The 12,970-nt window shown below is 63.2% G+C and carries 10 protein-coding genes; all 10 read left to right on the top strand.

What is annotated here, in order from left to right; all coding sequences use genetic code 11:
- Window positions 1-100 precede the first annotated feature (100 nt).
- The 10 genes from HX815_RS28945 to HX815_RS28900 are packed head-to-tail and all read left to right on the top strand — an operon-like array spanning window position 101 to window position 12,969.
- Window positions 101-1,540: an undecaprenyl-phosphate glucose phosphotransferase gene (locus HX815_RS28945; RefSeq protein ID WP_003208206.1), complete on the top strand. Its 1,440-nt coding sequence runs from the start codon at window positions 101-103 to the stop codon at window positions 1,538-1,540.
- Complete coding sequence (locus HX815_RS28940) at window positions 1,540-3,000, top strand: mannose-1-phosphate guanylyltransferase/mannose-6-phosphate isomerase (protein WP_177029333.1); 1,461 nt, start codon at window positions 1,540-1,542, stop codon at window positions 2,998-3,000. Before HX815_RS28945 ends, HX815_RS28940 begins: the two co-directional genes overlap by 1 nt.
- Complete coding sequence (locus HX815_RS28935) at window positions 3,000-3,911, top strand: glycosyltransferase family 2 protein (protein WP_003208209.1); 912 nt, start codon at window positions 3,000-3,002, stop codon at window positions 3,909-3,911. Before HX815_RS28940 ends, HX815_RS28935 begins: the two co-directional genes overlap by 1 nt.
- Window positions 3,912-3,940: 29 nt before the next feature.
- Window positions 3,941-4,705, top strand: a complete 765-nt coding sequence (locus HX815_RS28930) for a polysaccharide biosynthesis/export family protein (protein WP_003208211.1) — start codon at window positions 3,941-3,943, stop codon at window positions 4,703-4,705.
- Window positions 4,706-4,719: 14 nt separating this feature from the next.
- Window positions 4,720-6,711 (top strand): exopolysaccharide transport family protein, encoded by a 1,992-nt coding sequence (locus HX815_RS28925; protein WP_003208213.1) that lies wholly within the window; start codon window positions 4,720-4,722, stop codon window positions 6,709-6,711.
- Window positions 6,711-7,901: a glycosyltransferase gene (locus HX815_RS28920; protein WP_177029332.1), complete on the top strand. Its 1,191-nt coding sequence runs from the start codon at window positions 6,711-6,713 to the stop codon at window positions 7,899-7,901. Before HX815_RS28925 ends, HX815_RS28920 begins: the two co-directional genes overlap by 1 nt.
- Window positions 7,891-9,219, top strand: a complete 1,329-nt coding sequence (locus HX815_RS28915; protein WP_003208216.1) for a cellulase family glycosylhydrolase — start codon at window positions 7,891-7,893, stop codon at window positions 9,217-9,219. Before HX815_RS28920 ends, HX815_RS28915 begins: the two co-directional genes overlap by 11 nt.
- Window positions 9,220-9,227: 8 nt before the next feature.
- Window positions 9,228-10,445, top strand: a complete 1,218-nt coding sequence (locus HX815_RS28910; protein ID WP_177029331.1) for a glycosyltransferase family 4 protein — start codon at window positions 9,228-9,230, stop codon at window positions 10,443-10,445.
- On the top strand, window positions 10,436-11,539 hold the full coding sequence (locus HX815_RS28905) for a glycosyltransferase family 1 protein (RefSeq protein ID WP_003208219.1): 1,104 nt from the start codon (window positions 10,436-10,438) through the stop codon (window positions 11,537-11,539). Before HX815_RS28910 ends, HX815_RS28905 begins: the two co-directional genes overlap by 10 nt.
- Before the next feature lie 2 nt (window positions 11,540-11,541).
- Window positions 11,542-12,969 (top strand): O-antigen ligase, encoded by a 1,428-nt coding sequence (locus HX815_RS28900; RefSeq protein ID WP_043225192.1) that lies wholly within the window; start codon window positions 11,542-11,544, stop codon window positions 12,967-12,969.
- The last annotated feature ends 1 nt before the right edge of the window (window position 12,970 follow it).

Below are 12,970 nucleotides of genomic sequence, written 5' to 3'. Positions count from 1 at the left end.
CGAAGTAACCGTTCGTCTGGCGCCACTTATAAAGCAAGCCCTGCCTTTATGGATGAGCAGCCGAACAAGGAAGCCCTGGTGTGCAATGAGGGATGTTTTTATGCGCGAGAAGTCGTCAGTCGACAGCCTGTTTTTGACCCGGGCCGGTTTCATTGAGTTCTTTGTTGTTTTCGTAAAATTGATGCACGGCCTCACCGCCGTTTTTCCAGCACTGATCCTGCTGTTTTATCCAGACCCGATGGCCCCCGAACTGCGCGCGCACTTTCTCGGCTTGCTGCTGTTTTTCGCGATCCTGACGATCATTCTGTTCCAGGCCATGGGGGTTTACTCCGAGGAGCTGTTCAGCAATCGCCTGCGGTTTCGCACCATGCTGGTGGCCTGGTCCGCGGCCTTTTGCATCCTGCTGTTCATGTACCAGATTCTGCTGATGTTCCCGCAGTTGAGCCCGCGCAACCTGGCGTTCTGGTTTATCACTAGCCTTGCGTTGTTCGGGCTGGAGCGGATCGTGATGCTGCGCCTGTTCCGCAACCTGATGGCCAGCGGCAAATACCTGCAACGCACGGTGATCCTCGGCTTCACCGACACCGCCGTGCACGTGGCCGACCACTTGCAGCGCAACGGCGATATCCGTTCCGGACTGATCGGTTTTATCGACGACCGCACCGAGCGCATCCCCAAGGAACTGAGCAACCTGCCGCTGCTGGGCAACACGCGCGACCTGGAAAAACTGATCCGCTCCGAGCAGGTCAACCAGGTGATGATTACCCTGCCCTGGGCCGCCGAACAGCGGATCAACGGGCTGGTGAAGCGCCTGCGGCAGATGTCGGTCAACGTCATGCTGGTGCCCGACATGGCGGCCCTGCGCTATGGCCACAGCCGTATCACCGATGTCGGCGGCATCCTGATGTTCAACACCTCCCATGTGCCGCTGCGGGGCTGGTCGCCGTTTATCAAGCGCTGCGAAGACCTGATTCTGGCGACCTTGGGCCTGGTGGCGTTGTCGCCGATCATGCTGATCACGGCGATTGCCATCAAGCTCGACTCCAAGGGCCCGGTGCTGTTTCGCCAGAACCGGTTTGGCTACAACGACAACGTGATCCGGGTGTTCAAGTTCCGCTCGATGTACGCCGAGATGAGCGACTTCAACGCCGACCGCCAGACCACCCGCGGCGACCCGCGCATCACCCGCGTGGGCCGGATCATTCGCAAGACCAGCATCGATGAGCTGCCGCAGCTGTTCAACGTGCTGCTGGGCAACATGTCGATGGTCGGCCCGCGCCCGCACGCCACCGCGACCAAGGCCGCCGGCGTGCCCTACGAAGTTGCCGTGAGCGAGTACAGCTCGCGCCACCGGGTAAAACCGGGCATCACTGGCTGGGCGCAAATCAACGGCTATCGTGGTGAAACCGACACCCTGTTCAAAATCCAGAAACGCGTTGAGTACGACCTGGAGTACATCTCGAAGTGGTCGGTGTGGTTCGACTTGTACATCGTTTTCATGACGGTCCCGGCCGTCCTTTCGACCAAGGAAGTCTATTGATGAACACCCTCAACGGCTTGATTCCCTGCATCATTTCCGGTGGTTCGGGCACCCGGCTGTGGCCGGTGTCGCGGCAAAACATGCCCAAGCCTTTCATGCGCATGCGTGATGACCAGAGCCTGCTGCAGAAGACGTTCCTGCGGGCCAGTCACCTGCCGGGCGTGGAAAGCGTGCTGACGGTGACCAACCGCGACCTGCTGTTTCGCACCCTCGATGACTACCGCGTGGTCAACAAGGCCCATCTGGCCCTTGACCTGTTGCTGGAGCCGTTCGGGCGCAACACCGCCGCCGCCATCGCCGTGGCCGCCCTGCATGTACAGGAAAACTTCGGCAGCGAGGCGCAGTTGCTGATCCTGCCCGCCGACCATCTGATTCTTGATGAAAGCGCCTTCGCCGATGCCGTCACCCAGGCCCGCGAACTGGCGGAAGCCGGCTACCTGGTGACGTTCGGCATTCAGCCCGACCACCCGGAAACCGGCTTCGGCTATATCGAACAAGGCGAGGCGCTGGGCCAGGGGTTCCGGGTCAAGCGCTTCGTCGAGAAGCCCGACCTGGCCACCGCCAAGGGCTACCTGGACGGCGGCAAGCACCTGTGGAATGCCGGGATGTTCTGCTTCAAGGCCGGTACATTGCTGGAGGAACTGGCGCTGCACGCCCCCGCCGTGCTGGACGCCGCCAAGGCCGCCCTCGAGCACGGCCACAGCCTGAACAACAACAGTTGCCGTCAGCGCGAGCTGAACGCTGAAGGTTTCGGCGCGGCGCCCGACATCTCGATCGACGTGGCGCTGATGGAAAAATCCGCGCAAGTGGCGGTGGTGCCCTGCGACATCGGCTGGAGTGATATCGGTTCCTGGGACGCGGTGCGCCAACTCACCCCCAGCGACGCCAACGGCAACCAGGTCAATGGCCAGGCGATCCTGCATGACGTGCACAACTGCTACATCGACTCGCCCAAGCGCGTGTTGGGCGCAGTGGGCGTGCGCGACCTGATCGTCGTCGACACCCCGGATGCGATCCTGATTGCCGACGCCAAGCGCAGCCAGGACGTGCGCTACATCGTCGCCGAGCTCAAGCGCCAGGACCATCCGGCATTCAGCCTGCACCGCACTGTCACCCGGCCGTGGGGCACCTACACCGTGCTGGAAGAAAGCAGCCGCTTCAAGATCAAGCGCATCGTGGTCAAGCCCCAGGCCTCCTTGTCCCTGCAAATGCACCATCACCGCAGCGAGCACTGGGTAGTAGTCAGCGGCGCGGCGATGATTACCAACGGCGACCGTGAATTCCTGATCAACGCCAACGAGTCCACCTACATTCCGGCCGGGCACAAGCACCGCCTGACCAACCCCGGCATCATCGACCTGGTGATGATCGAGGTGCAGAGCGGCGAGTACCTGGGCGAAGACGACATTGTGCGTTTTGACGACATCTACGGCCGGGCTCCGGCCGAAGTGAAGAAGTGATGCGTACCGCCCTGATCATCCCGACCCGCAACGCTTCCAGCCACCTCGACCGGCTGCTGCCGGCGCTGCGCATGCAAACCCTGCAACCGGACGAAACCCTGGTGGTCGACAGCGCTTCCAGCGATGACACCGTGGCGCGTTTTCGCGAGTTCGGCGTACGGGTCGAAGTGATCGATGCCAAGGACTTCAACCATGGCGGCACCCGCCGCTGGGCCAGCGAGCAAGTCGACGGCGACGCGCTGATCGTGATGACCCAGGACGCGATCCCCGCCGAACCCGAGACGTTCGCCAACCTGGTGGGCGAACTGGAACTGGACCCGCTCAACGGCGTCGCTTACGGCCGCCAGTTGCCGCACCCGGATGCCGGCGTGCTGGGCGCCCAGTCACGCCACTTCAATTACCCGCCGCAAAGCCGCAGCAAAAGCCTGGCGGATGCGCCGGAGCTGGGGATCAAGACCTGCTTCAGCTCGGATTCGTTTTCGGTGTACCGGCGCAGCGCCCTGCAAGCCGTCGGTGGCTTCCCCGCGGATGTGATCGGCAGCGAGGACGCCTACGTCGCCGCCCGCATGCTGCTGGAAGGCTACAAGGTGCGCTACGCCGCCACCGCCCTGGTCTATCACTCCCACGATTACCGTCTCATGGATGAGTTTCACCGCTACTTCGACATTGGCGTTTTCTACGGCCGCGAGCCGTGGATCCGCCAGGCTTTTGGCGATGCCGGCGGTGAAGGTAAACGCTATGTACTGGCCGAGCTTCGAGCGTTACGCGAAGCCGGTGCATTGCACCGCGTACCCGAAGTACTGGTGCGCAGCGCGTTCAAATTGCTCGGCTACCGGCTGGGCCATCTGGAGCGCCAGCTCCCCCTCGCCCTCAAGCGGCGCATCAGCATGTTCCCCGGTTATTGGAGGTGAGCATCATGACCTACAGGAAGACCCCTTTGATGAAACGAACCTTGCTCGTCCTGGCCATGATGGCATTGGCCGCCTGCAATACGCCCGCGCGGATCGTCGCGCCCGATGGCAAGACGGTGGACGAGGGCAAGCAGGCCCTCGATCGCATGGCCCAACTGCCGCCGGCGGTGGAGCGGATCCGCATCGGCGACCAGTTGCGGATTGTCCGCGATGCCGGGGAAATGCCAACCCTGTCGGCGTTCAACGTCAGCACGATTTACGAGCTGACGCTGTACACCGTGCAGAACGACGGCAAGATCAACTATCCCTTCCTGGGGCCGATCCAGGTGGCGCGGCGCACGCCGGCGGAAGTCGCCGCCGAGCTGAGCCAGAAACTCGCACCGGTGTATCGCGAGCCTCGGGTGACGGTGAACATCAACCAGGCGCCGGGCAACACGGTGATCGTCGGCGGCGCGGTATTAAACCCGTCGGCTATCTCCATCGCCACGGCCCCGACCATGGAGCAGGCGATTCTCGGTGCCGGCGGCGTGAGCTCGGTGGGCAACGCGAGCATGGTCGCCCTGCTGCGTGAAGATGGCCAAGGCGTCTACCACGCCTACTTCCTCGATTTCAGCCAGTACCTGAAGAACGGCGCACTGGGCCGCAAGCCCGTGGCGCTGCAACGCGGTGACGTGGTGTTTGTACCCAAGTCCAACGTCGGCGAACGGATCCAAGGCGTGGACACTTACCTGAACCAGCTGATTCCCTTCACCAAATCCATTGGTGTGGGCTACAGCTACACCACGAACCACTAAAGGAGCGACATCCCATGATCGAGATCCGTTCTTTTCGTGATCTTCTGCGTCTGTTCTTCATCTTCAAGCACGAGTTCAAACTGGCGGCGATTGCCGCGCTGGTGATCATTTTGCTGGGGGCGTTCCTGCTGCCGGCCAAGTATGAATCCACCGCGCGATTGCTGGTAAAACCAGGGCGTGACTCGACGATGCCGATCGAGGTCGACAACCGTCAGCCAATCGTCATGCCGAGCACCCAGCGCGACCCGATTGTCGACGAAGAGCGCCTGCTGACCGGCCGCCCTATCGTGCGTGCAGTGGCCGAGCATTACCTGGACGTGATGGACAAGATGCAGCCGCCGGAAGGCGTGTGGAAGCGCACCAAGTGGTACGTCAAGAAAGGCATCAGTGCCGTATTTGACGGTGTGCGAGTGGTGCTGGAAACCGTTGGCATCGTCGAAGAAACCACCCCGGTGGAACGCCTGGCGAAAAGCCTGGAGAAAAACTTCGAAGTGACCCACGCCATCGGCTCTACGGTGATGGACATCAGCTTCCGCTGGGATGACCCGCAAATCGCCCAGGCGGTGGTCAAGGATTGGGTCGAGACCTACATCGACGAGCGCACCCAGGCGTTGGGCCGCAAGAGCCTGTATGCGTTCTATGAAGGCCAGGTGTCTTCCAGCGCTGCGCAGATCAAGAGCTACAAGGAGCAGATCCTCGCGCACTTGAACGACATCGGCGCCTCGAGCATCACCGATCGCCTGGAAGACTTGTCCGAGCGGATCAACGTGCTGCGTGGCGAGGTGTTCAACTCCACTCGGCTGATCGCTTCCTCCGACGTGGCGTTGCAGAGCACCCGTGACCAACTCAAGGGCCAGCCCAAAGAGGTGACCACGGTTCGCCAGATCGCGTTGAACCCGCAGCAACAAGACTTGCGTCGCCTGCTGAACCAGAAGCTCCTGGAAAAAGCCGACATGATGCGTACCTATACGGATAACGCGCCGCCGGTCAAAGCCCTGGACGCTTCGATCCGTGCCATGCAGGCCCAGGTCGCCGGTGAAAGCGACACGGTGCAAAGCTCCGAGAACCGCGCGCCGAACACCCTGGAAATCCACCTGCAACGGGTACTGCTGGATGAGACCAGCCGCAACCAGTCGCTGCGTACACAGTTGGTGCAACAGCAGAAGCAACTGACTGAACTGGAAGCCCAGCGCAAGGACGCCCTGGCCATCGAGCCGGAACTGGCGCGCCTGGCCCGTGAGTTGAACGGCACCGAGAAAAACTACGCGCTGTATGTCGACAGCCTGGAAAAATCGCGGATCGACCGTGAACTGGACAAGAGCCAGATCAGTAACATCGCGGTGATCGAAGAAGCTACCCTGAACCCTGGGCGCGTCTTCCCGAAAACCCTGCTGATGCTGTTGCTGGCGATCCCGTTCTCCATCGTGGTCGGCTTGCTGGTGATCTACCTGTGCTACCTGCTGGATCAACGGATCCACGACGGCGGCCTGGTGGAAGGCAAATTCGGCCTGCCGCTGTGGACCACGCTGCCGGAGTTGGACACCAGCACCGCGCAAAGCACCAACGCCTTCAACGCGAGCATCTATCGCCTGTATGGGTTGCTGCCGCTGGAGCGTATTGCCGAACAGGGCCTGACCCTGGGGCTGACCTCGGCACGGCACGGTGAAGGCGTGAGCTTTATCGTCGAGCAGTTGCGCCAGTTGCTGGAAGAGAACGGCGTGCGGGTGCGGATCGGCGGGGTTGAGCCGGCGATTCCGGGCCAGGTGGTACTGCTGGATGCTTCGGCGCTGCTGGACAATCGTGATGCGTTCATCAACCTGCGCCGTGCCGACCTGATTGCGCTGGTAGTGGAAGCGCAAAAAAGCACGGTACCGGTGGTGGAACACGCACTGTCGATCCTCACCACGGCGTTCGGCAAGGTCGATGGCATTATCATCAACCGCCGCAAGTTCGAGGTACCGGTCAAGGTGCTGAAAACCATCGCCAAATACCGGGGTTCGTTCTGATGCGCATCGCCCTGCTCGCTCCCCTGCCGCCGGAAAAGAACGGGATCGCCGACTACGCGAACCACTTCAAGACGGCACTGGAGCAACTGGGCGTCGAGGTGGCTACGCCCTTGACGGGCGTGGTCGGCAGCACGGCGGCGATCAAGCAAGCCATTGCCGGTTTCGACTGGCAGGGTGTTGACCTGGTCCACGCCGAGCTGGGCGGTGGGCGGCTGGGGGAGTTCCTGGCCCTGCGCGAATTGCGCAAGGCCTACCCCGCCCTGCCGTTGACCGCCACGGTGCATGACCCGGAGCGCATGGTCTGGCGGCGCGAACAATTGCCCTTTCCGCTGAACCTGCTGGAATCCTTGCCCAGCCCATTGCCCCAGGCGGCAGTGGTGCTGGCCGATCCCTTGACCCTGCGCGAAGAACGTCACGTCGCCCAGGGCCTGACCCGGCTGGTGACCCTCACCCGCCTGGGCGCCGACTGCCTGACGGCGCGCATGCAATTGCCCGCCGGCAAGGTGGCGGTGATCAACCACGCCAACCTGGATATCCCGCCGCTGGCCTTGCCGCCGCTGGACACGCTGCACCTGTTGTATTTCGGTTTTATCTACCGTGGCAAAGGCATCGAAGACCTGTTGCAGGCCCTGGCCGCCGCCTTCGAAAAAGCCCCCGAATTGCGTGACCGTGTGCGCCTGACCCTGGCCGGTGGCACTGCCGCCGAAATGGCGTTTGGCACAGGCGGCAATTACCTGGAGCAGTTGAACAGCCAGATTGCCGAACTCGGCCTGGCAGGCTCCATCGACTGGCGGCTGAATTTGCCGGCCAGCGAGATCCCGCAGACGATCCAGGCGCACCATGTGATGGTGCTGCCGTATCGCGAATCGAAAAAGCTCGGCCTGCTGGGCCGCCAGCGCGGCACCAGCGGCGCATTGTCCTGGGCTGCCGCCTGCGGGCGCGGCGCGATCACCTCCGATGCCAGGGCGTTTGCCGAGGAAGTCGCCAGCGGCAATGGCGCCATCTATCCACAAGGCGATGTAGCCGCCTTGAGCGAACAACTGCTGCGGCTCGCACGCAACCCGCACATGGCCACGGACTGGGCCGCACGCGCCGCCGCCATAGGCCGCGAACGGTTGTGGCCAGTGACCGCGCAGAAGTTCGCGAGCCTGTTTGAGCAAACCGTTGCAGGAGGCAACCATGGCGCGTAAACGGACTTACCTCGCTACCCTCGCAGTCGTCGCTGCGCTGGGTTTGACCGCCTTTCTCTGGGGCCGCCCGGCCGATGCCGAGAGCCATGTGCTCAAGGGCAGCAAAGAGGTCGTGTGGAAGGACTTCCTGGGGGTGAACGCGCAGTTCCTGTGGTTCAGCCCCGAGCGTTATCAGAAGCAGATCGACCGCCTCAAGGCCCTGGGCCTGGAGTGGGTGCGCCTGGACCTGCACTGGGACCAGCTGGAAACCGCCGAGAACCAGTACAACGTCGCGACCCTCGACGAACTGGTGAACAAGCTGCAGCAGAACCAGATCAAGTCGGTGTTCTACCTGGTGGGCTCGGCGAAGTTCGCCACCACCGCGCCCGCCTCCTCGCCGTACCAGGACCAGTTCCCGCCCAAGGACCCGAATATCTTCGCCAACCGCATGGCATTGCTGGAACAGCGTTACCCCAGCGTAGATGCGTGGCAGGTGTGGAACGAACCGAACCTGCTGGGGTTCTGGCGCCCCGCCGCCGACCCGGCCGGCTATGCGAACCTGTTGCAAGTCACCGCCGCCGCGTTGCGGGTGGTGAACCCGAACAAACCGGTGGTGGCCGCCGGCATGGCATTCTTCAGCGAAATGCCCAACGGCCAGAACATGCTCGACGGGCTGCTGCAACTGGGCGTGCCGAGCCTGAATACCGTCATGTCCTATCACCCCTACACCCAATTGCCCGAAGGCAACACGCCGTCGAACCTCGACTTTGTCGAAAAAACCAGCGCCCTCAACCAGAAACTGCGGGCGGCCGGGGTGAATACCCTGTGGAGCACCGAGTGGGGCTGGTCGACCTACAAAGGCCCGAAAGAGGTGCAGGACTTCATCACCACCCAGGGCCAGGCCGACTACATCGTGCGCCGCGTCGCGCTGATGAGCGCGCTGGATTTCGACAAGATCTTCCTGTTCACCCTGAGCGACCTGGACCAGCGCGCCAGCGTGCGCGACCAGAGTTATGGCTTGCTCGACATCGACGCCAACCCCAAGCCGTCGTACACCGCGCTGCAGAATTTCCTGCAGGTGAGCGGGCCCAAATTGACCCCCGGCGACCCACCCACCGCCGATCAGTTGCCCGATGGCCTGTTCAGCATCGGCTGGTCCCGTGCCGACGGGCGCAAGGTGTGGTTCTTCTGGTCGGCCCGTGGCGGCAGCGCGCACTTGCCGGGCATGACCACCGCCACCTTGTATGACCCGTTGCGCGGCACCGAAACACCGTTGAGTGGCACCAATGGACTGGACGTACCGGTCAAGCCGAACCTGCAAATTCTGTTATGGGATTGAAGCCACCCATGCGCATCCTCTGGATCCTGCCCTACTCGCCTTGGCCCGCTACCAGCGGCGGCAAGACGCGCCAGTTTCATTTGCTGCGCAGCCTGGCTGCGCGCGGGCATCGGATCACCTTGCTGCTGCATGACAAACATGCGGTATCGCTGACGGATCGCCACGTGCTGGAAGCCTTTCTGGAACAGGTGATCATCCTCCCCCGGCGCCCGCTGCGCAGCCTGAAGACCCTGCTGGCCGGGCTGTTTGCGCCGTACCCGTTGCTGGCCAGTGTGAATGGCCTGTCGGGTGAACTGCAGGACACCTTCGAGCGCTTGCTGACCGAGCATTGGGACGTGGTGCAGATCGAACATACCTACACCTTCCAGCCTTACGAAGCTGCATTGGCCCGTCGCTCCCAGCCGTTTGTGCTGACCGAGCACAATGTCGAATCGTCCCTCGGCGCCGCGACTTACGACCGCCTGCCCGGCTGGGCGTTGCCGTTCATACGCTACGATCAATGGCGCTACGGCCGCTGGGAACACCGGGTGATGCGCCAGGCCGCGCAAGTGGTCGCCGTGACCGACGCCGACGCCCAGACCCTGGCGCAGATTGCCGGCAAGCCGGTACCGGTGGTGGTCAACGGGGTGGATTGCGCGCACTTTGCTGCTGCCCGACCCGACCCGACGACCCGCCGCGTGCTGTTTCTGGGCAACTACGAATACGCGCCCAACGTCGATGCCATCGAGTGGGCACTGGATGAGATCCTGCCGAAAGTGTGGGCCCGCTGCCCCGACGCACGCATGAGCGTCTGCGGTTTCGGCATGCCGGAAAGCTGGCGCGAACGCTGGCAGGACGGACGCATCGAATGGCAGGGCTTTGTCCCCAACCTGCTGGCCCTGCAATCGAGTTGCTCGGTGTTTCTGGCACCGTTGCGCCATGGCGGCGGCTCCAAGCTCAAGGTGCTTGAAGCCCTGGCCGCCGGCCTGCCGCTGGCGAGTACCGACCAGGGCGTGTCCGGCCTGGACCTGGTGGAAGGCCTGGATTACCTCGGCGGCCAGACCGCTGAAAGCCTGGCCGACGCCGTGGTGCGCCTGTTGCAACAGCCTGAAGTCGCTGCTCCCATGGGCGAAGCCGGTCGCGCTTATGTGCGCCGTGCCCATGACTGGAGCGTCGCCGCCAGCCAGCTGGAGCAGGTGTACGCGCAACTGTCGCCCCAGAGCCAAAAGGAGCCGGCATGCGCATAGGCCTCGATTACCGCACCGTCGGCACCTCGCCGCAATCAGGCATCAGTCGCCAGGTGTACGCCCTGGAAGATGCCCTGCGCACCCTGCCCGGCATCGAGCTCGAACGCTTCAGCGTCGCGCCGCTGGGGGATGAGCTGCGCCTGAACGTGCATTGCCCGGACTGGGGCTGCGCCAAGACCGCCATGCACCAGCCGCACCAGCGCCTGCGTTTCGAGGCGGGCTACCTGCCCAAGGCGCTGCGCAATGAGCACATCGATGTGTACATCAGCACCTTCAATATGGGCCTGCCGCTGCCGCCCAAGCCGCAGGGCCTGCGCACCGTGGTGCTGCTGCATGACCTGTTTCAGATCACCCTGGACAACTATCACGCCAACCGCCTGAAGGCGCTGATCTACAAGGCCAGTGATCGGCTGTCGATCACCTATGCGGTGCACACGGCAGACCGGGTGTGGACGCCTTCGCAGTACAGTGCCGACGAAACCGCGCGGCTGTTTCCCAAGGCGGCAGGCAAGATTCGCGTATTGCCCAACCAGGTGGTCGGTTTTGTCGGACTGCCGGCGGACCTCTCGGCGCGGCAACTGCCCGAGCGCTACTGGCTGCTGGTGGGTACCCGGGAATTGCGCAAGAACGTGCCGTTCCTGGTGGACGCCTGGCAGCGAGCGCGCAGCCAGTCGCCGAGCGTGCCGGAACTGGTGCTGGTGGGCAGCCTGGAGCATTTGCCCGAAGCACAACGCAACTACCCGGGGATACGCGCCTTGAGCGGCGTATCCGACGCTGAATTGCACGGGCTCTACCGCAAGGCCTTGCGCCTGTGGCAGCCTTCCTACGCGGAAGGCTTTGGCTTGCCGGTGATCGAAGCCCTGAGCGTCGGCACTCCGGTGGCGGTGGCCAGCGGTACCTCGCTGGACGAAATCACCCCGCCGCTGGCACCGCGGTTTTCACCCACGGACGGCGCGGCGCTGGTGCAATTGATGCTGCACCTGGCCGACCAACCCGTCGAACAACCACCTGAACAGTTACGCAGCTGGGCCGAACGCTTCAACCACCAGGCCTACCGTCGGCGCCTGGCCGAACTGATCGAGGAATTGAATTGAGAATCTCACTGGGTAGCCTCGTCGCCATCGTCTTCGGCCTGCTGTTTGGTGGGTTGATCCTGTTTCTTTCCCCGGTCAAGGCCGTGCTGGCAGTGATCGGCCTGGCCGCTGCCGTGACGATTCTGCGGTTCCCGTTCTGGGGACTGCTGCTGTTCGCCCTGGTGGCGACGTTCATGCCCTACTCCACCCTCAACCTGGGGATTCGCAGTACGGTCAGTGAGGCGCTGATCGCCCTGACCTGGGCGGCGGTGATCTGGCACGGTTTCCTCTCGCGCCTGCCGGCCGCCCCACCGCTGTCGCGGCGCCCTACCGACCGCATGTTGATGTGGCTGATGATCTTCACAGTGGTGCCGTTTATCGTCGGCCAGGTGAGCATCACCGCCGAGGCCAGCGGCGTGGCGAACTGGTTGCGTTGGCTGCTGAACCTGTCGGTGCTGTTCCTCGCCGCCAAGCTGCTGGTTGAACAGAAGAACCGCGAAGCCCTGGTGATCGCCTTGTTGCTGGGCACACTGGCGATGCTGGTGATGTCCATCGGTGTATTTATCCGCTCGCGCTCGGCCTCGGGCATGTTGCCGATCCTGACCCTGATGAACTACGGCAGCCTCGACACCCTGTCCCTGGGCCTGGGTGCCATGGCCTCGCGGATGGGTTCGCCATGGATGCACCCGAATGCCACCGGCGGGATCATGGCGCTGCTGCTGCCATTGGCGTTCTGCTACGGCATCACCAACACCGGCTGGAAACGCGGTCTCGGCCTGGGCGTTGCCTGCCTGGGTGCGGCGGCCCTGCTGTTGGCCAGTAGCCGGGGGGCGATGGTCAGCCTGGCGCTGGTGCTGATCTGGATGGCGTCGCGACGGGTGCCGTACACCGGGCGTTTGCTGATGATCGGCGTGGCGTTGGCCGTGGCGCTGGTGCTGTCGTACCCACCGTTGCAGGAACGTCTGGCGACAATCTTTTCGGCGCAGAACGCGAGTACCGAAGTGCGCTTTGACGAATACCGCATGTTCCCCCAGGCCGTGGCCAGTTACCCGCTGGGCATTGGCTTCAAGGTTGACCCTCCAGTGCCGGGTACGCACCTGCTGGGGATTTCCAACCTGTGGCTGAATTTCGTCTACAAGACCGGGGTGATCAGCATGCTGCTGTTTATCGCAGTGACCTGGCGCTGGTGGCGCGAGTCCCGTCCGGAAATCGGCCCGATCCGCCTGACCAAGGACAATGCGATCTGGCTGGGCAGCACGGCGGGGATTCTGTCGGCGCTGGTCAGCGGCTTTTTCGACCACTACTTCAGCTTCGCCCTGGTGATGATTGCGCTGTTCTGGCTGATGGTGGGGATCAACGTGCTGGAGGCGCGGCGGCTGTTTCCGGCGCGTCTGCCAAAGGTCAAGACCGTGGCGCATCGCAAGCCTGTGTTCAATAGCGTCGGGCCCTAGG

The organism is Pseudomonas sp. E6002 (assembly GCF_013385565.1).
Classification (GTDB): Bacteria; Pseudomonadota; Gammaproteobacteria; order Pseudomonadales; family Pseudomonadaceae; genus Aquipseudomonas.
Note: the sequence above shows the minus strand (reverse complement) of the source record. Positions and strands in the feature narration are given on the sequence as shown.

Excerpts from the sequence above, each read along its gene's own strand:
- HX815_RS28945 (WP_003208206.1), top strand. The coding sequence starts at position 101 with ATGCGCGAGAAGTCGTCAGTCGACAGCCTGTTTTTGACCCGGGCCGGT.
- HX815_RS28940 (WP_177029333.1), top strand. The coding sequence starts at position 1,540 with ATGAACACCCTCAACGGCTTGATTCCCTGCATCATTTCCGGTGGTTCG.
- HX815_RS28935 (WP_003208209.1), top strand. The coding sequence starts at position 3,000 with ATGCGTACCGCCCTGATCATCCCGACCCGCAACGCTTCCAGCCACCTC.
- HX815_RS28930 (WP_003208211.1), top strand. The coding sequence starts at position 3,941 with ATGAAACGAACCTTGCTCGTCCTGGCCATGATGGCATTGGCCGCCTGC.
- HX815_RS28925 (WP_003208213.1), top strand. The coding sequence starts at position 4,720 with ATGATCGAGATCCGTTCTTTTCGTGATCTTCTGCGTCTGTTCTTCATC.
- HX815_RS28920 (WP_177029332.1), top strand. The coding sequence starts at position 6,711 with ATGCGCATCGCCCTGCTCGCTCCCCTGCCGCCGGAAAAGAACGGGATC.
- HX815_RS28915 (WP_003208216.1), top strand. The coding sequence starts at position 7,891 with ATGGCGCGTAAACGGACTTACCTCGCTACCCTCGCAGTCGTCGCTGCG.
- HX815_RS28910 (WP_177029331.1), top strand. The coding sequence starts at position 9,228 with ATGCGCATCCTCTGGATCCTGCCCTACTCGCCTTGGCCCGCTACCAGC.
- HX815_RS28905 (WP_003208219.1), top strand. The coding sequence starts at position 10,436 with ATGCGCATAGGCCTCGATTACCGCACCGTCGGCACCTCGCCGCAATCA.